18 protein-coding genes are annotated in these 24,336 nt (G+C 59.7%); 7 read left to right on the top strand and 11 right to left on the bottom strand.

Annotated elements, in window-relative coordinates; translation table 11 throughout:
- Positions 1-28 precede the first annotated feature (28 nt).
- Positions 29-1,744, top strand: coding sequence for an N-acetylglucosamine-specific PTS transporter subunit IIBC (gene nagE, locus ACYZTX_RS07480; protein ID WP_462033531.1), 1,716 nt, complete (start codon positions 29-31; stop codon positions 1,742-1,744).
- 199 nt (positions 1,745-1,943) lie between these two features.
- Here nagE and ACYZTX_RS07475 read toward each other — a convergent pair whose 3' ends face one another.
- Positions 1,944-2,255, bottom strand: a complete 312-nt coding sequence (locus ACYZTX_RS07475) for a YqfO family protein (protein ID WP_109628126.1) — start codon at positions 2,253-2,255, stop codon at positions 1,944-1,946.
- 5 nt (positions 2,256-2,260) lie between these two features.
- Positions 2,261-6,157 (bottom strand): phosphoribosylformylglycinamidine synthase, encoded by a 3,897-nt coding sequence (purL, locus tag ACYZTX_RS07470; RefSeq protein ID WP_462033530.1) that lies wholly within the window; start codon positions 6,155-6,157, stop codon positions 2,261-2,263.
- A 274-nt stretch (positions 6,158-6,431) separates the two neighbouring features.
- Here purL and mltF point away from each other — a divergent pair, with 274 nt between their 5' ends.
- Positions 6,432-7,892: a membrane-bound lytic murein transglycosylase MltF gene (mltF, locus tag ACYZTX_RS07465; RefSeq protein ID WP_462033529.1), complete on the top strand. Its 1,461-nt coding sequence runs from the start codon at positions 6,432-6,434 to the stop codon at positions 7,890-7,892.
- 128 nt (positions 7,893-8,020) lie between these two features.
- Here mltF and pdxJ read toward each other — a convergent pair whose 3' ends face one another.
- The 8 genes from pdxJ to lptF all read right to left on the bottom strand — a co-directional run bounded on the left by pdxJ (position 8,021) and on the right by lptF (position 16,597).
- A complete protein-coding gene (pdxJ, locus tag ACYZTX_RS07460) occupies positions 8,021-8,764 on the bottom strand; it encodes a pyridoxine 5'-phosphate synthase (protein WP_109786046.1) in 744 nt (247 codons plus the stop codon).
- 210 nt (positions 8,765-8,974) lie between these two features.
- A complete protein-coding gene (gene recO / locus ACYZTX_RS07455) occupies positions 8,975-9,658 on the bottom strand; it encodes a DNA repair protein RecO (protein ID WP_462033528.1) in 684 nt (227 codons plus the stop codon).
- A 166-nt stretch (positions 9,659-9,824) separates the two neighbouring features.
- Positions 9,825-10,727 carry a GTPase Era gene (gene era, locus ACYZTX_RS07450; protein WP_282382557.1) on the bottom strand — a complete coding sequence of 301 codons (903 nt, stop codon included), beginning with the start codon at positions 10,725-10,727 and terminating at the stop codon, positions 9,825-9,827.
- Positions 10,720-11,409 carry a ribonuclease III gene (rnc, locus tag ACYZTX_RS07445; RefSeq protein ID WP_033053426.1) on the bottom strand — a complete coding sequence of 230 codons (690 nt, stop codon included), beginning with the start codon at positions 11,407-11,409 and terminating at the stop codon, positions 10,720-10,722. The genes era and rnc overlap by 8 nt, the downstream gene beginning before the upstream one ends.
- Positions 11,410-11,593: 184 nt before the next feature.
- Positions 11,594-12,448: a signal peptidase I gene (lepB, locus tag ACYZTX_RS07440; RefSeq protein ID WP_462033527.1), complete on the bottom strand. Its 855-nt coding sequence runs from the start codon at positions 12,446-12,448 to the stop codon at positions 11,594-11,596.
- A gap of 5 nt (positions 12,449-12,453) precedes the next feature.
- Positions 12,454-14,253 carry a translation elongation factor 4 gene (gene lepA / locus ACYZTX_RS07435; RefSeq protein ID WP_169356213.1) on the bottom strand — a complete coding sequence of 600 codons (1,800 nt, stop codon included), beginning with the start codon at positions 14,251-14,253 and terminating at the stop codon, positions 12,454-12,456.
- A gap of 171 nt (positions 14,254-14,424) precedes the next feature.
- Complete coding sequence (lptG, locus tag ACYZTX_RS07430) at positions 14,425-15,486, bottom strand: LPS export ABC transporter permease LptG (RefSeq protein WP_462033526.1); 1,062 nt, start codon at positions 15,484-15,486, stop codon at positions 14,425-14,427.
- Positions 15,479-16,597: an LPS export ABC transporter permease LptF gene (gene lptF, locus ACYZTX_RS07425; protein WP_462033525.1), complete on the bottom strand. Its 1,119-nt coding sequence runs from the start codon at positions 16,595-16,597 to the stop codon at positions 15,479-15,481. The genes lptG and lptF overlap by 8 nt, the downstream gene beginning before the upstream one ends.
- 306 nt (positions 16,598-16,903) lie before the next feature.
- Between lptF and ACYZTX_RS07420 the strand changes: the two genes are divergently transcribed.
- From ACYZTX_RS07420 to rlmF, 5 genes are all read left to right on the top strand, one after another.
- Positions 16,904-18,394: a leucyl aminopeptidase gene (locus ACYZTX_RS07420; protein ID WP_462033524.1), complete on the top strand. Its 1,491-nt coding sequence runs from the start codon at positions 16,904-16,906 to the stop codon at positions 18,392-18,394.
- A gap of 60 nt (positions 18,395-18,454) precedes the next feature.
- Positions 18,455-18,883, top strand: a complete 429-nt coding sequence (locus ACYZTX_RS07415) for a DNA polymerase III subunit chi (protein ID WP_462033523.1) — start codon at positions 18,455-18,457, stop codon at positions 18,881-18,883.
- An 8-nt stretch (positions 18,884-18,891) separates the two neighbouring features.
- Positions 18,892-19,278, top strand: a complete 387-nt coding sequence (locus tag ACYZTX_RS07410) for a DNA polymerase III subunit chi (protein ID WP_462033522.1) — start codon at positions 18,892-18,894, stop codon at positions 19,276-19,278.
- A 212-nt stretch (positions 19,279-19,490) separates the two neighbouring features.
- Positions 19,491-22,337 carry a valine--tRNA ligase gene (locus ACYZTX_RS07405; protein WP_462033521.1) on the top strand — a complete coding sequence of 949 codons (2,847 nt, stop codon included), beginning with the start codon at positions 19,491-19,493 and terminating at the stop codon, positions 22,335-22,337.
- Between the two features lie 266 nt (positions 22,338-22,603).
- On the top strand, positions 22,604-23,626 hold the full coding sequence (gene rlmF, locus ACYZTX_RS07400; RefSeq protein ID WP_462033520.1) for a 23S rRNA (adenine(1618)-N(6))-methyltransferase RlmF: 1,023 nt from the start codon (positions 22,604-22,606) through the stop codon (positions 23,624-23,626).
- 199 nt (positions 23,627-23,825) lie between these two features.
- Here rlmF and ACYZTX_RS07395 read toward each other — a convergent pair whose 3' ends face one another.
- On the bottom strand, positions 23,826-24,107 hold the full coding sequence (locus ACYZTX_RS07395) for an HU family DNA-binding protein (RefSeq protein WP_007905514.1): 282 nt from the start codon (positions 24,105-24,107) through the stop codon (positions 23,826-23,828).
- Positions 24,108-24,336: the final 229 nt, after the last annotated feature.

The following is a 24,336-nucleotide window of genomic DNA, read 5'->3' as shown; positions in this document are numbered from 1 at the left end:
CAACTAAAAGAATCCAGGGAGATCCGCCATGTACCAATACTTCATCGAAGGCCTGCAGCGCCTCGGCCGTGCGCTGATGCTGCCGATCGCGATCCTGCCGATTGCCGGCCTGTTGCTGCGCCTCGGCGACACCGATCTGCTGAACATCGCGATCATCCACGACGCCGGCCAGGTGATCTTTGCCAACCTGGCGATGATCTTCGCCATCGGTATCGCGGTCGGTTTCGCCAAGGACAACAACGGCACGGCAGGCCTCGCCGGAGTGATTGGCTACCTGGTGATGATCTCCACCCTCAAGGTGCTCGATGCAAGCATCAACATGGGCATGCTCGCAGGGATCATCAGCGGCTTGATGGCTGGCGCGCTATACAACCGCTTCAAGGACATCAAGCTGCCGGAGTACCTGGCGTTTTTCGGTGGTCGGCGCTTCGTGCCGATTGTCACCGGGTTCGCCGCCGTCGGCCTCGGCGTAATCTTCGGCCTGATCTGGCCACCGATCCAGCAAGGCATCAACAGCTTCGGCGCATTGATGATGGAGAGTGGCAGTTTCGGCGCGTTCGTCTTCGGCGTGTTCAACCGCCTGCTGATCGTCACTGGGCTGCATCACATCCTCAACAACATGGCGTGGTTCGTCTTCGGCAACTTCACCGACCCGACCACGGGCGCCATCGTCACCGGCGACCTGTCGCGCTACTTCGCCGGTGACCCGAAGGGCGGCCAGTTCATGACCGGCATGTTCCCGATGATGATCTTCGGCCTGCCCGCCGCGTGCCTGGCGATGTACCGCAATGCCTTGCCGGAACGCCGCAAGGTCATGGGCGGGATCTTCCTGTCGATGGCGCTGACTTCGTTTTTGACGGGTGTGACTGAGCCGATCGAATTCGCCTTCATGTTCCTCGCGCCGCTGCTTTATCTAGTGCATGCATTGCTGACTGGCCTGTCGATGGCGATCACCAACCTGCTGAACATTCATCTCGGATTTACGTTTTCCGGTGGCTTCATCGACATGATTCTCGGCTGGGGTAAATCCACCAACGGCTGGTTGGTGGTACCGGTCGGGCTGATGTATGCGGTGATCTACTACGGGGTGTTTGATTTCTGTATTCGGCGCTTCAACCTGAAGACGCCGGGGCGTGAACAGGTCGCCGTGGCCGAGCAAGCGGTGGTGGCTGAAAACGAACGGGCCGGGGCTTACATTAAGGCGCTGGGTGGTGCGCAGAATTTGATCACCGTGGGTGCGTGTACCACGCGGTTGCGGCTGGACATGGTTGATCGCAACAAGGCAAACGATGCGGCGTTGAAAGCGCTGGGCGCGATGGCGGTTGTGCGTCCGGGCAAGGGCGGGAGTTTGCAGGTAGTGGTCGGGCCGATGGCCGACAGCATTGCTGATGAGATTCGGTTGGCGATGCCGGCTTTGGGTCGCGCAGTCGTGTCCTCCCCCGCTGCGGCTGTCGATGCGCCGAAACCTGCTGCGGTGACGACGCCGCAAGCGCAGCAATGGCTGAATGCGTTGGGCGGTGGCGAGAACGTGCTGCAGATGGATTGCATCGCCATGACCCGGATCCGGCTGCAACTGGCGGATGGCAAGGCATTGTCGGAGTGTGATTTGAAAACGCTGGGTTGCCAGGGTGTCAGCCAGCTCGAAGGTGGCGTTTGGCACCTGTTGGTTGGTGACAAGGCGCCGAGTTTGAGTGGGGCGTTGGAGGCGTTGGTCAATCGCAGTGAGGTGAGTGCCAAGGTTTAACCCTCACCCCCCTGTAGGAGCTGTCGAGTGAAACGAGGCTGCGATCTTTTGATTTTGATTTTTTACAAGCAAGATCAAAGGATCGCAGCCTCGTTTCACTCGACAGCTCCTACAGGGGTTGGGGGTGGTTCTTGATTTTTCGGCTATAAAAAACCCGCTGAAATCACTTCAGCGGGTTTCACATTTCAGCAGCGCAAGATCAGAAATCCTCCAACCGCCACACTTCATAAGCCGGTGTCTCATAGGGATGGCTGAGTTTCAGCGCGGCCACCACAGCCACGATCAACTCATCCGCCACCACAAGCTCGACCTTCCACTCCTCAACCTGCTCGACCTGCCCCGCTTCACCAATAAACGGCTGACTGCCATCCAAAGGCCGAAACTGACCCAGACCCAACACTTGCCACGCGCAATGATCATAAGCCCCGATCCGCCCACCACCGGCGGCGAATACGGCACTTTTGACCTGTTCCACATGACTGGCCGGAACAAAAAAGCTGAGCTTATACACAGCGCTTAGTTAACCCACACACGAGCATTACGGAACATACGCATCCAAGGTGCGTCTTCGTTCCAGTCTTCCGAACGCCACGAGTTCTGCACCGCGCGGAACACACGCTCCGGGTGCGGCATCATGATGGTCACGCGACCATCACGGCTGGTCAAACCGGTGATCCCGCGCGGCGAGCCGTTCGGGTTGGCCGGGTAGTTCTCGGTGACCTTGCCATGGTTGTCGACGAAACGCATCGCCACGCAACCCGACAGATCGGCTTCCAGCAACGCTTCTTCGCTGGCGAACTCGGCATGACCCTCACCGTGTGCGATAGCGATCGGCATGCGCGAGCCGGCCATGCCTTGCAGGAAGATCGAGTTCGACTCCTGGACCTGAACCATCGCCACACGCGCTTCGAACTGCTCGGAACGGTTACGCACAAAGTGCGGCCAGAACTCGCTGCCCGGGATCAGCTCGTGCAGGTTGGACATCATCTGGCAACCGTTGCACACGCCGAGGGTGAAGCTGTCGTTACGCTCGAAGAAGCCCTGGAACGCATCGCGAGCGCGGCTGTTGAACAGCGCGGACTTGGCCCAGCCTTCGCCGGCGCCCAGTACGTCGCCGTAGGAGAAACCGCCGCAAGCGACCAGACCTTTGAACTCGTTCAGGTCGACACGGCCGGCCAGAATATCGCTCATGTGCACGTCGATCGCGTTGAAACCAGCGCGGTCGAACGCGGCTGCCATTTCCACCTGACCGTTGACGCCCTGCTCACGCAGCACGGCAACTTGTGGGCGAATGCCTTTCTTGATGTAAGGCGCGGCGACGTCCTGGTTGACGTCGTAGCTCAGCTTGACGCTCAGGCCCGGGTTGTCTTCTTCCAGCAGCACGTCGAACTCTTGTTCGGCGCAGTCGGCGTTGTCACGCAGACGCTGGATCTGGTAGCTGGTTTCAGCCCACTGACGTTGCAGCAGACGACGCTGACCTTCGAACACGGTTTCGCCGTTGAAGGTGATGTTGATCTGGCCATTGTTCATTGGCTGACCGACCACCGAAACGCAGTCACCCAAACCGGCAGCACTGAACTGCGCGAGGATGTCCGGGGTAGCGTCCTGACGAACCTGGATTACAGCGCCCAGTTCTTCGTTGAACAGGATCGCGGCGATGTCGGCGGAGGTTTCTGCCAGACCGTCGAGGTTGAGGCTCAGACCGCAATGGCCGGCGAACGCCATTTCCACCACGCTGGTCAGCAGACCACCGTCGGAACGGTCGTGGTAAGCCAGCAGGTGACCGTCGGCGTTGAGGCCCTGGATCACCGCGAAGAACGCTTTCAGGTCTTCGGAGTCATCGACGTCCGGCGCTTGCGAGCCGAGCTTGCCGTGAACCTGGGCCAGGATCGAGGCGCCCATGCGGTTCTGGCCACGGCCCAGATCGATCAGGATCAGGTCGGTGGTGCCCTTGTCCATGCGCAGTTCCGGCGTCAGGGTCTGACGGATGTCGGCCACAGGCGCGAAACCGGTCACGATCAGGGACATCGGCGAGGTCACGGTCTTGTCGACGCCTTCGTCGTTCCAGCGGGTGGCCATGGACATGGAGTCCTTGCCTACCGGAATGGTAATGCCCAGCTCAGGGCACAGTTCCATGCCGACCGCTTTCACGGTGTCGTACAGACGCGCGTCTTCACCTGGGTGACCGGCAGCGGACATCCAGTTGGCCGACAGTTTGATGTCGGAGATCTTGTTGATGCGCGAAGCCGCGATGTTGGTCAGGGTTTCGCCGATGGCCATGCGACCCGACGCCGGAGCGTCCAGCAGTGCCAGCGGAGTGCGCTCGCCCATGGCCATGGCTTCACCGGTGTAAACGTCGAAGCTGGTCGCGGTGACGGCAACGTCGGCCACCGGAACCTGCCACGGGCCGACCATCTGATCACGGGCAACGAGGCCGGTGATGGTGCGGTCGCCGATGGTGATCAGGAAGCTTTTGCTGGCCACGGCCGGGTGATGCAGAACGCGCTCTACGCAGTCTGCAATTTCCAGCGTGCTTGGATCGAAGTCGTCGCCCAGTTCGTTTTCACGAACGGCCGAACGGTGCATGCGCGGGGCTTTGCCCAGCAGCACTTCCAGCGGCATGTCCACCGGGCTGTTGCCGAAGTGGCTGTCGGTGACCGTCAGTTGCGGCTCGGCAGTGGCTTCGCCGACCACGGCAAACGGACAACGCTCACGTTCGCAGATCGCCTGGAAGCGTTCGAAGTCAGCCGGGCCGACCGCCAGAACGTAGCGTTCCTGGGATTCGTTACTCCAGATTTCGTGCGGGGCCATGCCCGGCTCGTCGTTTGGAATGTTGCGCAGTTCGAAGCGACCGCCACGATTACCGTCGTTGACCAGTTCCGGGAAGGCGTTGGACAGACCGCCCGCACCCACGTCATGGATGAAGCTGATCGGATTGTGTTCACCCAACTGCCAGCAACGGTCGATGACTTCCTGGCAGCGACGTTCCATCTCTGGGTTTTCGCGTTGTACGGAAGCAAAGTCCAGGTCCGCCGAGCTGGTGCCCGTGGCCATGGAAGAAGCAGCGCCGCCGCCCAGACCGATCAACATCGCCGGGCCGCCGAGCACGATCAGCTTGGAACCAACGGTGATCTCGCCTTTCTGTACGTGTTCGGCACGGATGTTCCCCATGCCGCCGGCCAGCATGATCGGCTTGTGGTAACCGCGAACTTCGTCGCCACGCGGGGTGGTGATCGACTGTTCGAAGGTCCGGAAATAACCGGTCAGGGCCGGACGACCGAATTCGTTGTTGAACGCGGCGCCACCCAGTGGGCCTTCGATCATGATGTCCAGCGCAGTAACGATGCGCTCAGGTTTGCCGTACGGCACTTCCCACGGCTGTTCGAAACCAGGGATTTGCAGGTTGGACACGGTGAAACCGGTCAGGCCAGCCTTTGGCTTGGCGCCACGACCGGTGGCACCTTCGTCGCGAATCTCGCCGCCGGAGCCGGTGGACGCGCCCGGGAACGGAGCAATCGCAGTCGGGTGGTTGTGAGTTTCGACTTTCATCAAGATGTGCACCGGTTCCTGTACCGCGCCGTACTGGCGGGTTTCAGGGTCCGGGAAGAAACGGCCGGCAACGTTACCGACGATCACCGAAGCGTTGTCCTTGTAAGCCGACAGCACGCCTTCGCTGTGCATCACGTAGGTGTTCTTGATCATGCCGAACAGGCTTTTTTCCTGGCTCTGACCGTCGATGTCCCAACTGGCGTTGAAGATCTTGTGACGGCAGTGCTCGGAGTTCGCCTGGGCGAACATCATCAATTCGATGTCGTGCGGGTTGCGCTTCAGGCCGACGAAGGCGTTGACCAGGTAGTCGATTTCGTCTTCGGCCAGGGCCAGGCCCAGCTCGGTATTGGCTTTTTCCAGCGCGGCGCGACCGCCACCCAAGATGTCGATCGCGGTCAGCGGCTTCGGCTCGGCGTGGCTGAACAAGCCAGCGGCTTGTTCAAGATTGCCCAATACGATCTGGGTCATGCGGTCGTGCAGCGCATCGCAAATCAGCTGCGCGTCGGCGTCGCTGAACTGGCCGGCAACGTAGAAAGCAATGCCGCGTTCCAGGCGCTGGATTTTCGTCAGGCCGCAGTTGCGAGCGATGTCGCTGGCTTTACTGGACCATGGCGAGATGGTGCCGAACCGCGGCAACACCAGGAACAGACGACCGGTCGGCTCTTGTACCGGAACACTGGGGCCGTACTTCAGAAGGCGCGCGAGCACCTGCTGTTCGTCGCCGGTCAGGACGCCGGTGACTTCGGCGAAGTGAGCGAATTCAGCATACAAGCCGCTGACAGCCGGGACCTTCTGGCTCAGTTGCTCAAGAAGTTTGCTGTGGCGAAAGGCAGAAAGGGCAGGAGCGCCGCGCAGGATCAACATCTTCGGGACAGCCTCGGGAAGGGGTGTGCTTTGAGGCCGTGCATTCTAGCCTAAACAGCCCGCGACATCACCCGAAACGGTACGGGCGGCTGCACCCGGGCGTCGGGCCGGGTGTTTGGGCCTGAAACAGGGGGACACCAGGGGTTATTTTTGCTGTCACAAATTGGCATCCGGGCCCATTCCTGCGGGCTCCACGCAGGTTTATCGCTCTCTAGCAGACAAGCCTTTCGCTGTCGAGATATGGCGCTCGTGGTCCTTTGCGTATACTGCGCAAATGTTTTCCCCAACGGCTTTGCGTCCGCGGTACGCCAAATGGCTGATCGCAACCGGACTCTTCCTGATGCTCAGTGGCTGTGTTGATAAACCCAACACGCTGGAGCGCGTAAAGGAGGATGGCGTGCTGCGGGTGGTTACCCGTAACAGCCCCGCCACCTACTTTCAGGATCGCAACGGTGAAACCGGCTTCGAATACGAGCTGGTGAAGCGCTTCGCCGACGATCTGGGGGTGGAACTCAAAATCGAAACCGCCGACAACCTCGACGACCTGTTTAATCAGGTGGGCAAACCGAACGGCCCAGTGATTGCTGCTGCCGGCCTGGTCAGCAGCGAAGTACGCAAAAAGCAGGTTCGGTTTTCCCTCTCTTACCTCGAAGTCACCCCGCAGATCATCTACCGCAACGGCCAATCGCGGCCGACCGACGCGAAGGATCTGGTGGGCAAGAAGATCATGGTGCTCAAGGGCAGCACCCACGCCGAGCAACTGGCGGAGCTGAAAAAGAAATATCCCGGCATTGAATACGAAGAGTCCGACGCCGTTGAAGTCGTCGACCTGCTGCGGATGGTCGATGAAGGTCAGATTGATCTGACCCTGGTCGACTCAAACGAAGTGGCGATGAACCAGGTCTACTTCCCCAAGGTGCGGGTAGCCTTCGACCTCGGTGACGCCAGCAACCAGAGCTGGGCGGTGGCCTCTGGCGACGACAACAGCCTGCTCAACGAGATCAACGCCTACCTCGACAAGGTGAAGAAGAACGGCACCCTGCAACGTCTGAAAGACCGCTATTACGGGCACGTCGATGTTCTCGGCTACGTGGGCGCCTATACCTTCGCCCAGCACTTGCAGCAACGGCTGCCCAAATACGAACAGCACTTCAAGGCGTACGCCAAGAAAGAGAAAGTCGATTGGCGCCTGCTGGCCGCGGTCGGCTATCAGGAATCGCTATGGCAAGCGGCCGTGACGTCGAAGACCGGCGTGCGCGGCCTGATGATGCTGACCCAGAACACTGCGCAGGCCATGGGCGTTTCCAATCGACTGGACCCCAAACAAAGCATCATGGGCGGCGCCAAGTACCTGGCCTACGTGAAGGATCAGCTGGATGAGTCGATCCAGGAGCCGGATCGCACATGGTTTGCACTGGCGGCCTACAACGTTGGCGGCGGTCACCTGGATGACGCACGCAAACTGGCGGCCAAGGAAGGATTGAACCCGGACAAGTGGCTGGACGTGAAGAAGATCCTGCCGCGCCTTTCCGAGAAGAAGTGGTACAGCAAGACGCGTTATGGCTACGCCCGTGGCGGCGAACCCGTTCACTTCGTGGCGAACATCCGCCGCTACTACGACATCCTGACATGGGTTACGCAGCCGCAGCTTGAAGGCAATCAGGTCGCCGAGGGTAACCTGCATGTGCCAGGGGTCGACAAGACCAAGCCGAATCAGGAAACCCCGCAGCTCTGACAGAACAACCGAGATCAAATGTGGGAGCGGGCTTGCTCGCGAAAGCGGTGTGTCAGTCAACGAAGATGTTGAATGTTAAACCGCATTCGCGAGCAAGCCCGCTCCCACAGGGGTGTTGTGTTGGGTTTTTAGGCTTTTGCGGCGGCCAGGATCAATGCCTTCATCTCAGACACCGCCGACTTGAACCCGACGAACAACGCATGCGCCACCAGCGCATGGCCGATGTTCAGTTCGTTGATGCCTTTGATCGCGGCTACCGCTTCAACGTTGTGATAGTGCAATCCGTGGCCAGCATTAACGATCAGGCCCTGAGCCAGACCAAATGCCACACCGTCAGCGACTCGCTTAAGCTCTTCAGCCACTTCAGTCGGCGTCTCGGCATCCGCATAACGACCGGTGTGCAACTCAATCGCCGGCGCACCCACACGACGGGACGCTTCGATCTGCCGCTCGTCAGCATCAATGAACAGCGACACTTCACAGCCGATCTTTGACAGGCGATCCACCGCCGCTTTGATCCGAGCTTCCTGCCCCGCCACGTCCAGGCCGCCTTCGGTTGTCAGCTCCTGACGGGTTTCCGGCACCAGGCAAATGTGCGCCGGACGAATGCGCTCGGCGAACACCATCATCTCTTCGGTAACGCCCATTTCGAAGTTCATGCGGGTTTGCAGCACATCCTTGAGCAGCAACACGTCGCGCTCTTGAATGTGCCGGCGGTCTTCGCGCAGGTGCACGGTGATGCCGTCAGCGCCCGCCTCTTCCGCGTCCAGTGCTGCCTTGACCGGATCGGGATAGCGCGTGCCCCGGGCCTGACGCAGGGTGGCAACGTGGTCGATGTTCACGCCAAGAAGAATGCGATTGCTGGTGGTCACGGAAGCGCTCCTGAAAATGGAAAAGTTCGGCGCACAGCATACACGGGGAGATAGGGTCTGTTGACGCTTGGTGATGGCCGTGACGGGATGACCACTTGGTGCAGGGCAAGGCGCGAGGAACGTAGTTTGGTTGTTCCAAATAAGTTCCGAGCAACGCAGCCCTGCGCCAAGTGGGCGCCCATCGCGGCCATCACCAAGCGTCAACAGACCCTACGGCTTGCGAAACAACTCGCGACTGACCAAGGGACGGCCGCCCAGATGAACGGCCAGCGCCTGACGCATCAATCGCTTGGCTGCCGATAGCGCGCCAGGGGCTGACCAATCTGCATCGGCCATGGCCAACAGCTCGGTGCCGTTGAACAGACCGGGTTGCAGCAGGTAGACCCGTTCGAGCCCCGCATCCACTTGCAAACGGTAGAGCCCGTCCGGCGCGATGGGTTCGTCGTGGATATCGGTGGTCAAGGCAAAGCCATAACCCAAGTCGTCAAGCAGCCGCCATTCGAAGGAACGCAACAACGGTTCCAGCGGACGGCCTTCCGCCAGCGCGAGCAAGGTCGCGGCGTAATGATCGAACACACCGGGGTGCGGGTCTTCGGAGGGCAACAGACGGATCAGCAGTTCATTGAGGTAGAGACCGCTGAACAGTGCCTCACCGTTGAGCCAGGTGGAAACGCCAGCGCTTTCCATGCGTCCGACATTCTTCAATTCACCACGGCCACGGAACTCGACTTCCAGCGGCACGAACGGCCGCGCCAGTGTCCCGGCCTTGCCCCGAGCGCTGCGCAACACGGCCCGCAGCCGACCTTGCGGCGTGAGGAAGTCCACCAGCGCGCTGCTTTCGCGGTAGGCGCGGCTGTGAAGCACGAAGGCGGGCTGGCCGATGGGTTGGGACATGGAGTTCTCAATGACGGAACGCAGTTTTACAAACAACCCAAAACCAATGTGGGAGCGGGCTTGCTCGCGAAAGCGGTGTGACAGTCAACATTAATGCTGAATGTTACATCCTATTCGCGAGCAAGCCCGCTCCCACAGGGGTCATACGGTGCAGCGCAGACCGGGTTTACAGGTCGCCGTAACCCAGCGAACGCAAGGCGCGTTCATCGTCGGACCAGCCGCCTTTCACTTTCACCCAAAGGTTGAGCATGATTTTGGAGTCGAACAGCAGCTCCATGTCCTTGCGCGCCTCGGTGCCGATGCGTTTGATGCGCTCGCCCTTGTCGCCAATGATGATTTTCTTCTGGCCGTCGCGCTCAACGAGGATCAAGGCATGGATGTGCAGGGTTTTGCCCTGCTGCTTGAACTCTTCGATCTCGACGGTGATCTGGTACGGCAGCTCGGCGCCCATCTGGCGCATGATTTTCTCGCGCACCAGTTCAGCGGCGAGGAAGCGGCTGCTGCGGTCGGTGATCTGGTCTTCCGGGAAGAAGTGATCGTTTTCCGGCAGGTAACCGGCAATCACACGCTCCAGCGCTTCGAGGTTGTGCCCGTGCTGGGCCGAGATCGGCATGATCTGCGCGTTCGGCAACTGTTCCTGCAACCAGGTCAGGTGCGGCATCAGCTCGGATTTGTCTTCGATGCGGTCTGTCTTGTTCAGCGCCACGATCAGCGGGCCGGTCACGTATTGAACGCGTTCGAGGACCATCTGGTCTTCGTCGGTCCACTTGGTGCGGTCAACCACGAAGATCACCACGTCGACGTCTTTCAACGCCGCCGAAGCGGTCTTGTTCATGTAGCGGTTCAGGGCTTTCTCGCCACCTTTGTGCATGCCAGGGGTGTCGACGTAGATCGCCTGCACGCTGCCTTCGGTCTTGATGCCGAGCATGTTATGGCGAGTGGTCTGAGGCTTGCGCGAGGTGATCGCCAGCTTCTGACCGAGGATGTGGTTCAGCAGCGTGGACTTACCCACGTTGGGACGGCCGACAATGGCGACATAGCCACAGCGAGTTGCAGTTGAATCAGTCATGGCCATTCTCCACGCCCAGGGCAATCAGTGCTGCGGCGGCCGCTACCTGTTCGGCAATACGACGACTCACACCCTGACCTCGGCTTTTTTCGTTCAGTAAGGTGATTTCACATTCGACGAAGAACGTCCGGCAATGCGGCTCACCCTGGATATCCACCACTTCGTAACGCGGCAGTTCACAACCACGCGACTGCAGGAACTCTTGCAGGCGGGTTTTTGGATCTTTGTTGGTGTCGACCAGCGTCAGGCCTTCGAACTCTCCGGCCAGCCAGGCCAGCACGCGTTCGCGTGCCATGTCCATGCCGGCGTCCAGGTAGATCGCACCGATCAGCGCTTCAAGGGCATCGGCCAGAATCGATTCGCGACGGAAACCGCCACTTTTCAATTCACCGGAACCCAGGCGCAGGTACTCGCCCAGATCGAAACCGCGGGCCAGTACGGCCAGGGTCTCGCCTTTCACCAGGCGTGCGCGCAAACGCGACAACTGGCCTTCGCGGGCCAGCGGGAAGCGATCGAACAGCGCCTCGCCAGCGACGAAGTTAAGGATGGCATCACCGAGGAATTCCAGGCGTTCGTTGTTACGCCCGGCAAAACTGCGGTGAGTCAGGGCCAGGACCATCAGTTCCTGATCCTTGAAGGTGTAGCCGAGCTGACGCTCGAGACGGCTTAAGGAGACGCTCACGGTTTACCCACGCTGAGTTCGTGGTTGGATTCCACCGCCATCGCCGTAATGCGGCGCAGGCTTGGGACAATTAACGCTGTGTTCAAAAATTACGTCCTGAATATCATTGTTTTCATGCTACTGGCGCCGATTGTGTCGACTCCAGAAATGCATTCGGCGCTGTGTTCAACAGCGCCGTGTGTGATTACTTGATCAGGCCAACCCGCGAGAAATTCGGCAGGTGACTGAGTTTAGGTTCCGGCCAGCTCATCCAGACTGCGAAGGCCTTGCCGACGATATTCTTGTCGGGAACCATGCCCAGCAGATCCTTGGGAATACTCGGATCATCCCAGTAGCGACTGTCGTTCGAGTTGTCGCGGTTGTCGCCCATCATGAAGTAGTGCCCGGCCGGCACGGTCCACGAATGGTCCGGCGTTGCGCGGTAACGGCTCATTTCCTTGCGGATCAAGTGCTCGGCGACGCCAAGTTTTTCCTTGTAGAGCTCAGCGCTGCCCAACGTGCCCGGCTCGGCGCCGACCCGTTGTTCGGCGACCGACTCACCGTTGACGAACAAACGCTTGTCGGCGGTGTAACGAATCTGATCACCCGGCAGGCCTACCACACGTTTAATGTAGTTGACGTTCGGATCGCTCGGGAAGCGGAACACCATCACATCGCCGCGCTGTGGATCACCCACTTCGATGACTTTCTTATCGATCACCGGCAAGCGGATCCCGTAAGAAAACTTGTTCACCAGAATGAAGTCGCCAACGTCCAGGGTCGGTTTCATCGAGCCGGAAGGAATCTGGAACGGTTCCACCAGGAACGAACGCAGTACCAGCACGATGAACAACACCGGGAAGAACGACTTGCCGTATTCGACCAGCAGCGGCTCTTTGTTCAGTTTCTCGACGACCACCATGTCAGCCTGGCTGACACTCCCCTGATAGGAGTTGATGGCAGCCCGGCGCCGTGGCGCCAGGAACAGCAGATCGAGCAACGCCAACAGGCCGCAGACGAACACGGCGATGACCAGCAACAGCGGGAAATTTAGTGACATAGGACCTAACTATCCAACCTGAGCACTGCAAGGAAGGCTTCTTGTGGAATTTCCACGTTGCCGACTTGCTTCATGCGTTTTTTACCGGCCTTTTGCTTTTCCAACAGCTTGCGCTTACGGCTAACGTCACCACCGTAGCATTTGGCCAATACGTTCTTTCTGAGCGCCTTGACAGAGGTCCGCGCAATAATCTGCCCGCCAATGGCGGCCTGGATCGCGACGTCGAACATCTGACGTGGAATCAGTTCTTTCATCTTTTCGGTCAACTGGCGACCTTTGTAGTGCGCGTTATCCTTGTGCACGATCAACGCCAGGGCGTCGACCTTGTCACCGTTGATCAGCACATCCAGTTTCACCAGATTAGCCGATTGATAACGATCGAAATGGTAATCCAGCGAAGCATAGCCACGGCTGGTGGATTTCAGACGGTCGAAGAAGTCCAGGACCACTTCGTTCATCGGCAGATCGTAGGTCACTTGAACCTGGGTACCGAGGAACAGCATGTCGTGCTGGACGCCACGCTTCTCGATGCACAGGGTAATGACGTTACCCAGGTGCTCTTGCGGCACAAGAATATTGGCCCGTACGATCGGCTCACGCATGTCTTCGATCGAGGACAGGTCTGGAAGCTTCGACGGGTTGTCGACGTAAATCGTTTCACCGGTTTTCAGCAACAGCTCGAAAATTACCGTCGGCGCCGTGGTGATCAGGTCCAGGTCGTACTCGCGCTCCAGGCGCTCCTGGATGATTTCCATGTGCAGCATGCCGAGGAACCCGCAACGGAAACCGAAGCCCAGGGCGTCGGAGCTTTCCGGGGTGTATTGCAGGGACGAGTCGTTGAGCGTGAGCTTTTGCAGGGCTTCACGGAAGTCTTCGAAGTCATCGGAGCTGACCGGGAACAGCCCGGCGTAGACCTGCGGCTGAATACGCTTGAAACCGGGCAACACGTCGACGTCCGGCGTGGAGCTCAAGGTCAGGGTGTCACCCACCGGTGCACCATGGATGTCCTTGATGCCGGCAATAATGAAGCCCACTTCGCCGGCCTTCAGGTCAACGGTCGCGGTGTGTTTCGGGTTGAACACACCGACGCTGTCCACCAAGTGGATCTTGCCGGTGGATTTAACCAGGATCTTGTCGCCTTTCTTCACGCGACCGTGGCGCACGCGCACCAGGGAAACAACGCCCAGGTAGTTGTCGAACCAGGAATCGATGATCAACGCTTGCAGCGGATCTTCGTAATTGCCGGTTGGCGCAGGAATAGTCTTGACCAGGCGCTCGAGCACTTCGTCGACACCCAGGCCAGTCTTGGCGCTGCACTCGACCGCGTCGGTGGCATCGATACCGATGATTTTCTCAATTTCTTCTTTGACGCGGTCCGGATCGGCCTGAGGCAGGTCGATCTTGTTCAGGACCGGCATGACTTCCAGGCCCTGCTCAATCGCGGTATAGCAGTTGGCAACTGACTGCGCTTCAACGCCCTGACCGGCATCGACCACCAGCAACGCGCCTTCACAGGCCGCCAGCGACCGGCTGACTTCATAGGTGAAGTCGACGTGGCCCGGGGTGTCAATGAAGTTCAACTGGTACTTGATGCCATCGCGAGCGGTGTAATACAGGGTGACGCTGTGGGCCTTGATGGTGATCCCGCGTTCACGTTCCAGGTCCATGGAGTCCAGAACCTGGGCTTCCATTTCGCGCTCGGCAAGGCCGCCGCACATCTGGATGAAGCGATCGGCCAGCGTCGACTTGCCATGGTCAATGTGGGCGATGATGGAGAAATTGCGGATATGACTCAAATCACTCACGGATCAACACTCAAAAAGGCTGCAGGCATAGCCCGCCGAAAAATAGCCGGGAATTGTACCTGATCCACGGCGCAAGCGTCACGTTCGCAGGTCAGACGGCGGATACAAAAACGCCCCGGCCTTGCGACAGGGGCGTTTTCAGCGAACGGCAAGATCAGGAAAACCCCGGAATCAACCGGCTCGACGCAACAGCCAGACCCCGGCCAGGGCACAAACACCCGCCGGAACAAGTACCGCAAACAGTGGCGAGAAACCGAAGACCAGGCTCGAAGGACCGAGCAAATCCTGAACGATGCGGAAGGTGAAGCCCACCAGCACGCCGGTGAACACCCGCTGACCGAGGGTCACCGAGCGCAATGGACCGAAGATGAAGGAAATCGCCATCAGCACCAGCGCGGCGGTGACCAGCGGCTGCAACACCTTGACCCAAAATGCCAGCCAGTAACGACCATTGTTCAGACCCTGGTCAGCCAGATAGTGGATATAACCCCACAGACCGCTGATCGACAGCGTGTCAGGCGACATGACCACGGTACTCAACAGCTGCGGACTCAAGGCGACATTCCAGCGCTCGACCGGGGCGGTGACCACTTCAGTGCTCTTTTCATGGAACAGCGTGGTGGTGACGTCGCTCAATTGCCAGTGATCCTGATCGAACTGCGCCCGCTTGGCGAAGCTGGAAGACAGTATATGACGCTCGTTGTCGAAACGATAACGGGTGACGCCGTACAGCAGACCGTTGGGTTGCACAGAGTTGACGTGAATAAACTCATCACCCTGGCGGTGCCACAAACCATGCTTGGCGCTTTGCGCATCGCCGCCGCCCTGAGCCAGGGAGCGATTGGCCTGAGCGGTGACTTCGGTGGCCGGCGCGACGTATTCGCCGATCAGCACACCCACCACCATCAGGACCAGCATTGGCTTCATGACCGCCCAGACGATTCGCCCGACCGACACACCCGCAGCGCGCATGATGGTCAGCTCGCTGTGACTGGCCAGACTGCCGAGGCCGATCAGGCAACCGATCAGCGCTGCCATCGGCAACATGTCGTAAAGACGACGCGGCGCGGTCAACAGGACATAACTCAACACGTCGACCAGGGTGTAGGTATCGCTGGCATCCCCCATCTCGTCGATGAACGCAAACAGCGTCGCCAGACCGAGAATGATCCCCAGCACCGCCAGAATTGCCACGAACACGCTGCTACCAATGTAGCGATCGAGCTTATCCACGAGCCACCTCCAGCGCGCTGCGGCGACTCGCCAGCTTCAACTGCAAGGGTTCCCAATAGAGCAAACCCAGGCCGATGGCCAGGAAGATTGCATGCACCCACCACAACCCCAGAGCCGGCGGGATCTTGCCCTTTTCAAGGGCGCCACGAGCGGCAATCAGGATGGACAGGTAAGCCATATAAAGAAGAATCGCCGGCAGCAGCTTGAGGAAGCGGCCCTGACGCGGGTTGACCCGCGATAACGGCACCGCCATCAAGGTCACGATGAAGACCAGCAATGGCAAGGACAGACGCCATTGCAGTTCAGTACGCGAACGGATGTCGTCACTGCCCAGCAACGAGACTGTGGTCATCGCGTCACGGTCGGTGACTTCGTCGCTGACGTCCGGCTTGGGCAGCAATACGCCGTACTCGTCGTACTTGATCGCCCGGTAGTCGGCCTGGCCTGGATTGCCGTCATAGCGATAACCGTTGTCGAGAATCAGGTAACGGTTACCGTCCGGGCGAATTTCCTGACGGCCCCTCTCGGCCACCAGCACGGATATTCCACGGTCCTTCTTATCGGACGAGACGTTCTTTTGCGAAATGAAGACGCCGCCAAGGTTGACGCGGTCATCCGACAACGTTTCGGTGTAGGTCACCCGCGTGCCGTCACGCAAAGCCTGGAAGCGACCCGGTTCCAGAGTGTCGAACTCGGTCAGGGCATCCTGCTTGTTCAAGAGCAACTGGAATTGATTGGCGCCTTGTGGCGCCAGGCTCAGGCTCAGCCACGCCACCACCAGTGCAACCAGGGTGGCCGGGAAAAGGGTCATGGCAAACAGACGCTGCTGGCTCATGCCGGTGGCAGACAGCACCGTCATTTCACTTTCAAGGTACAGGCGACCGTAGGCCAGCAGGATTCCGAGAAACAGGCCCAGAGGCAAAATCAGCTGCAGGAAACCCGGCAGACGGAAGCCCATGATCAGGAATAGCGAGCCCGGATCCAGGAGGCCAGAGGCCGCCTGGGCGAGGTACTTGATGAAGCGACCGCTCATGATGATGACCAGCAGCACAGCGCTGACGGCGCTCAAGGTCAACAGGACTTCGCGGGATAGATAACGGAAGACGATCAAACCAGACACTCCAGGGTTGTCAGGCTAAGGCGGCCAAACAAGCAAACGTATCAGACAGCCCGCAGGGCAGAGCCGCCGAAAAAGTTGGCGCATTATCCTGTGATTGGGTGCGCCTGTCACTGCGCATGCTCAAGCAGCCGGGTAAAGCGCTGAAGATCGTACAACCGAGGGTTGTCAGGCGCCGCTAGCGAGGTTCAAACTGCGGCCTTTGTCGCGGGCCGTGACCTGCGTCTTTCTATTTACAAGCAAGCTCGAACGCATGCCGTCGAACACTTGCGTGTTGACCATTAATTCAGGGACCCGGACATGGAACTGGTTGTAAAAAGCGTTAGCCCAGAAACGTTGAAAACCGCCACTCTGGTAGTCGCCGTCGGCGAAGGCCGCAAGCTCGGCGCCGTCGCCAAACAACTCGACGAACTGAGCGGTGGCGCCATCAGCGCTGTGCTCAAGCGTGGCGACCTGGCGGGTAAAGTCGGCCAGAGTCTGTTGCTGCACAGCCTGCCGAACCTGAAGGCCGAACGCGTGCTGCTGGTGGGCGTGGGCAAGGACGAAGAGCTGGGCGACCGCCCGTTCCGTAAGATCATCGCCGGCATCCTCAACATCCTTAAAGGCCTGGGCGGCAGCGATGCGGTGCTGGCCCTGGACGAAGTCATGGTCAAGGGCCGCGACAGCTACGGCAAGACCCGCCTGCTGGCCGAAACCCTGGTCGACGGCGAATACACCTTCGACCAGTTCAAGAGCCAGAAAGCCGAACCTCGCGCCCTGAAGAAAGTCACCCTGGTGACCATCAAGGCTGCCCAGGCTGAAGTCGAGCGCGCCGTGGCCCACGCCACCGCTATCGCCAACGGCATGGCGTTCACCCGCAACCTGGGCAACCTGCCGCCGAACATCTGCCACCCGACATTCCTGGGTGAGCAGGCCAAAGACCTGGGCAAAGAATTCAAGAGCCTGAAAGTCGAAGTCCTGGATGAGAAGAAGATCAAGGACCTGGGCATGGGCTCGTTCTACGCCGTCGGCCAGGGCAGCGCCCAGCCACCGCGCCTGATCGTCATGCAATACAACGGCGGAAAGAAATCCGAGAAGCCGTACGCTCTGGTCGGCAAAGGCATCACCTTTGACACTGGCGGTATCAGCCTGAAACCGGGCGCCGGCATGGATGAGATGAAATACGACATGGGCGGCGCGGCCAGCGTGTTCGGCACCCTGCGTGCCGTGCTCGAACTGAAACTGCCGATCAACCTGGTGTGCATCCTGGCGTGCGCCGAGAACATGCCCAGCGGCAACGCTTCGCGTCCTGGCGACATCGTCACCACGATGAGCGGCCAGACCGTGGAAATCCTCAACACCGACGCCGAAGGCCGCCTGGTGCTGTGCGATGCCCTGACCTACTCCGAGCGCTTCAAGCCGCAAGCCGTGATCGACATCGCGACCCTGACCGGCGCTTGCGTCGTCGCGCTGGGTTCCCACACGTCCGGCCTGCTGGGTAACAACGACGAGCTGATCGGCCAGTTGCTGAGCGCCGGCCAATCGGCCGATGACCGTGCCTGGCAACTGCCGCTGTTCGACGAGTACCAGGAACAGCTGGACAGCCCGTTCGCCGATATCGCCAACATTGGTGGTCCGAAAGCCGGCACCATCACCGCGGCCTGCTTCCTGTCGCGCTTCACCAAGAACCTCAACTGGGCGCACCTGGACATCGCCGGCACAGCCTGGACCAGCGGCGGCAAGGACAAGGGCGCCACTGGCCGTCCGGTTCCCCTGCTGACCCAATACCTGCTGGATCGCGCCAAAGCCTGAAACCGATGACCTCGGGCGGCGTCACCTTCGGGTGGCGCCGCTCAAGGCTCAGGAACCGCAATGACCAAAGTCGATTTCTATATCCTGCCCAGCGCCGATCCTTCGGCACGGCTGGATTTCGCCTGCAAGCTCACCGAAAAAGCCTGGCGCATGGGCCACCGCATCTATCTGCATTGCAGCGATGCTGCACAGCGCGACGATCTCGATGCGCGTCTGTGGGCCTTCAAGGGCGAAAGCTTCGTACCTCATGGCCCTGCTGAAAATGAGCCGGACGGTTTGATTGTGCTGGGTCTTGGCGATGACTGCGGTCAGCATCAGGACCTGCTGGTCAACCTCGACTTGAAGGTTCCCGCCTTTGCCAACCGGTTTGCCCGTGTGGCGGAAGTGGTGGTGGAAGATCCGATCATTCGTACGGCTGCGCGGGAGAGTTTCCGCTTCTACCGCGAACAGGGCTATCCTCTGCAAGATCACCGTTTACAGCGACTCTGAGCATTCCGATGGACACTCCAAAACCGCAACAAAAGTCCGCGCACCTGCTGGACGACCTCGAGTCGATCCGCCAACTGCTCGGCGATGACAACCTGCAACCACCCTTGCTCACCGATACGGTCGAGGACGGTGATCAGGAACAGATTCCGATGCTGTTCGATACGGTCGGCGTCAACCCGCCAACCCTCGCGCCGGTTGCGCCCCCCCCTGTCGCCCAGCCGGCGCCCGCCGCCAGCAAGGGCCCTGACGCTCTGCTGCACCTGGATGACGAGCTGCGCGCCGCCGCGCAATTGATCATGCAAGACGTGATCGACGACTTCGCCCCGCACATCGAAACCGAAATCAAACGCCGCCTTAGCGCGCGGATGGAACGCCTCCTCAGCCAATACGAATAACCCACACACCCTGTGGGAGCGAGCCTGCTCGCGATGCAGCCGCCGCGGTCTGTCAATAAACCGAGGTGATGCTATCGCGAGCAGGCTCGCTCCCACATCGACTCGCGCCGTTATTGAGAATGCGCCCGGTCCGCACCTGCTCGCCCTATGCCCCATGCCCCGCTATACTTGCCGGCTTTTCCTGAATAAATGCCAATAGGGTCCCGCCGCGCATGGATAAGACCTACCAGCCGCACGCCATTGAAACTTCCTGGTACAACACCTGGGAGTCAGAGAATTACTTCGCCCCGCAAGGCGCGGGCGAGTCCTACACCATCATGATCCCGCCGCCGAACGTCACCGGCAGCCTGCACATGGGTCACGGCTTCAACAACGCGATCATGGACGCCCTGATCCGTTTCCGTCGCATGCAGGGTCGCAACACCCTGTGGCAACCGGGTACCGACCACGCCGGTATCGCCACGCAAATGCTGGTGGAGCGTCAACTCGAAGCCCAGGGCCAGAATCGTCACGATCTGGGCCGCGAAAAATTCCTCGATAAAGTCTGGGAATGGAAAGATCAGTCTGGCGGCAACATCAGCCGTCAGATCCGCCGCCTCGGCTCGTCCGTGGACTGGAGCCGCGAGCGCTTTACCATGGACGACGGCCTCTCGGAATCGGTGAAAGAAGCCTTTGTGCGTCTGCACGAAGACGGCCTGATCTACCGCGGCAAGCGCCTGGTCAACTGGGACACCAAGTTGCACACGGCGATTTCCGACCTCGAAGTGGAAAACCACGACGAGAAAGGCTTCCTGTGGAACCTGAAATACCCGCTGGCCGACGGTGCCAAGACTGCCGAAGGCAACGATTACCTGATCGTCGCGACCACGCGTCCGGAAACCATGCTCGGCGACGCCGCCGTAGCGGTTAACCCGAACGATGAGCGCTACCAAGCCCTGATCGGCAGATTTGTCGAGCTGCCGCTGGTCGGCCGCCGCATTCCGATCATCGCCGACGATTACTGCGATCCAGAATTCGGCACCGGCTGCGTGAAAATCACCCCGGCCCACGATTTCAACGACTACGAAGTCGGCAAGCGCCACAACCTGCCGCTGCTGAACATCTTCGACAAGAACGCCGCCGTATTGCCGGCCTGCCAGGTGTTCAACCTGGATGGCACGCTCAACGAAAGCATCGACGGCAAGATCCCGGCTGAATACGCCGGCCTCGACCGCTTTGAAGCGCGCAAGCAGATCGTTGCTGCGTTCGATGCTGCCGACCTCTTGGTCAGCGTCAACGATCACGCCCTGAAAGTACCGAAAGGCGACCGTTCCGGGACCATCATCGAGCCGTGGCTGACCGACCAGTGGTACGTGTCGACCAAGCCATTGGCCGAGCCTGCGATTGCCGCCGTTGAAGACGGCCGCATCCAGTTCGTACCCAAGCAATACGAAAACATGTACTTCTCGTGGATGCGCGACATCCAGGATTGGTGCATCAGCCGTCAGCTGTGGTGGGGCCACCGGATTCCGGCCTGGTACGACGAGTCGGGCAAGGTCTATGTCGGTCGCGACGAAGCCGAAGTCCGTGCCAAGCACAACCTCGGTCCCGACGTTGCCCTGCAACAGGACAACGACGTTCTCGACACGTGGTTCAGTTCCGGCCTGTGGACGTTCTCCACGCTCGGCTGGCCTGAGCAGACCGAATTCCTGAAGAAATTCCACTCCACCGACGTGCTGGTGACCGGCTTCGACATCATTTTCTTCTGGGTAGCCCGGATGATCATGCTCACCATGCACTTGGTGAAGAACGAAGACGGCACGCCACAGGTTCCGTTCAAGACCGTTTATGTTCACGGTCTGGTGCGCGACGGCCAGGGCCAGAAGATGTCCAAGTCCAAGGGCAACGTCCTGGACCCGCTGGACATCATCGACGGTATCGAGCTGGAAGCGCTGGTGCAGAAACGCACGTCCGGCATGATGCAGCCGAAACTGGCGAAGAAGATCGAGAAGCAGACCCGCGACGAGTTCGCCGACGGCATCGCCAGCTACGGCACCGACGCCCTGCGTTTCACCTTCTGCTCGCTGGCCTCCACCGGTCGCGACATCAAGTTCGACATGGGCCGCGTCGAAGGCTATCGCAACTTCTGTAACAAGATCTGGAACGCCGCCCGCTACGTGCTGGACAAGGGCGAAGACTGCGGCCAGAACGGCGAGGCTTACGAGCTGTCGCTGGCGGATCGCTGGATCATTTCGCAGCTGCAACGCACCGAAGCCGAAGTGACCCGTCAACTCGATCAGTTCCGTTTCGACCTGGCCGCGCAAGCCTTGTACGAGTTCATCTGGAACCAGTATTGCGACTGGTACCTGGAACTCTCCAAGCCTGTGCTGTGGGACGAAAACGCGCCGGTCGAACGTCAGCGCGGCACCCGCCGCACCCTGGTTCGGGTGCTGGAAGTGGCCCTGCGTCTGGCGCACCCGTTCATGCCGTTCATCACCGAAGAAATCTGGCAACGCATCGCGCCGCTAGCCGGTATCGAAGGCAAGACGATCATGCTGCAACCCTGGCCGGTGGCCAATGATGAGCGCATCGATCCGGCCGCCGAGAACGACATCGAATGGCTCAAGGAACTGATGCTCGGCACGCGTAACATCCGTGGCGAAATGAACATCGGTCCAGGCAAGCCGCTGAACCTGTTCCTGAAAAACGTCAGCGCCGAAGACCAGCGTCGTCTCACCGAGAACGAAGCCCTGCTGAAGAAGCTGGCTCGCCTCGAATCGATCACCGTGTTGGCCGCCGGCGAAGAAGCACCGCTGTCCGCCACTGCTCTGGTCGGCGAGATGGAAGTGCTGGTGCCGATGGCCGGCCTGATCGATAAAGATGCCGAACTGGCACGTCTGGACAAGGAAATCCTGCGTCTGCAGGGTGAAGTCCAGCGCGTGGGCGGCAAGTTGTCCAACGCTGGCTTCGTCGACAAGGCCCCGGCTGAAGTCATCGAGAAGGAACGCGCCAAACTGGCCGAGGCGGAACAAGCCTTGGGCAAGTTGGCCGAGCAGCACGCGCGGATTGCCAGCCTGTAACGGCAAATCGCAATGAAAACGGGAGGCCCGAAATGGCCTCCCTTTTTTATGCCTGCCACATTCTTCCAAACACCAAAAACCCTTGTGGGAGCTAGCCTGCTCGCGAAAGTGGTTTGTCATTCAACATTGATGTTGGCTGACACGGCCTCTTCGCGAGCAGGCTCGCTCCCACAGGGGTATGGCGGTGTTTTTCACACTTGCGTTCACAACGCCTGGATGTGGGACAATGCCCGCCACTTTCAGCCATACCCGAATCGACAACGCCCATGAACGCCCCCCGCACACCAAGACCTGCGCGCAAAAAGCCTGACACCGCCACCCCGGCCAAAGCCGTGGAGCCCCGTGAGAAGGCCAGCCTGCATCCGCGCAACCGCCATCAGGGTCGTTACGACTTCCCGGCGCTGATCAAAACCACGCCGGAATTGGCGAAGTTCGTGATCATCAACCCGTACGGCAAGGAAAGCATCGACTTCGCCAGCCCGGACGCGGTCCGTGTGTTCAACCGGGCGTTGCTCAAGTCGTTTTATGGCGTCGCCCACTGGGACATCCCGGCCGATTACCTCTGCCCCCCGGTTCCGGGCCGTGCCGATTACGTGCATTTCCTGGCCGACCTGTTGGCCAGCGTCAACGACGGCGAAATCCCACGCGGCGCGCCGGTCAAGGTGCTCGATATCGGCATGGGCGCCAACTGCGTCTATCCGTTGATCGGCTACAGCGACTACCGCTGGCACTTCCTCGGTTCGGAAATCGACCCGACAGCCGTGGCCGCTGCCAAAGCCATCGTGCAGTCCAACGGGTTGAACAAGGCCATCCAGTTACGTCTGCAAAGCAATCCCAAGCACATCCTGCTGGGCCTGCTCGAACCCGGCGAACGCTTCGACCTGACCATGTGCAACCCGCCGTTCCACGCCTCGATGGACGAAGCCACCAAGGGCAGCGAGCGTAAATGGCGCGCGCTGGGCCGTGCCGACCCGAAACGCAAACTGCCAGTGTTGAACTTTGGCGGTCAATCGGCCGAGCTGTGGTGTGAAGGTGGCGAAGCACGGTTTGTGACACAACTGATCGCCGAGAGCGCGCATTTCCAGCACAAAGTACTGTGGTTCAGCACGCTGGTTTCGAAGGCCTCCAACCTGCCGTCGATCCAGACCGCACTGAAAAAGGCTGGCGTACTGGAAAGCCAGGTCGTGGAAATGTCTCAGGGCCAGAAGCAAAGCCGCTTCGTCGCCTGGACTTTCCAGACTAAATCCGAACAGCAGGTCTGGCGCGAACGCTGGGCGCGTAAAAGCTGAGTAACTGACCGTCGGAGATCAACTGTGGGAGCGGGCTTGCTCGCGAAGGCGGTGTGTCAGTCGAATTCAATGGTGACTGACACACCGCCTTCGCGAGCAAGCCCGCTCCCACAATGGTCACAGGGTGTTTGCGGGTAAATTGCAGACGCAAAAAAACCGTGCCCGGATTGCTCCGGAACACGGTTTTTTTTACTGCGTCTTACTTGTTAACAGCGTCGGTCAGGCCTTTGGCCACAACCAGCTTGATAACTTTCTTGGCAGCGATTTCGATGGCAGCGCCAGTCGAAGGGTTGCGGCCGGTACGGGCAGGACGCTCGGTCACTTTCAGTTTGCCGATACCTGGCAGAGTGATTTCGCCGCCGTTTTCCAGCTGATCGGCAACGATTTGGCCCAGTTGGTCCAAAGCGTTACGCGCGGTGGTTTTTGGCGCGTCGATAGCTTCAGCGATGTCGGCGATCAGTTGGTCTTTAGTAAGAGCCATGTAGTGTTCCTTCCCTATCAAATTCATATGGATTGCAGAGTGCAGTGTCAGCCATCGAGCCCGATCTTCTGGATCTGGCACCCTCGGCCAATAACCACGGGATCGGGGTTATAGATACCGAAATCAGGGTTTGGTTCGACCTGACAAATGCTGAATGCACGCTTAACGCAGTGACTTCGCGTAAGACCGGGCAAAACTAGCACAGAGACGGGGAAATATCCGCCTCTAG

The sequence above is a fragment of the Pseudomonas sp. MDT1-17 genome, from assembly GCF_054898105.1.
Note: the sequence above shows the minus strand (reverse complement) of the source record. Positions and strands in the feature narration are given on the sequence as shown.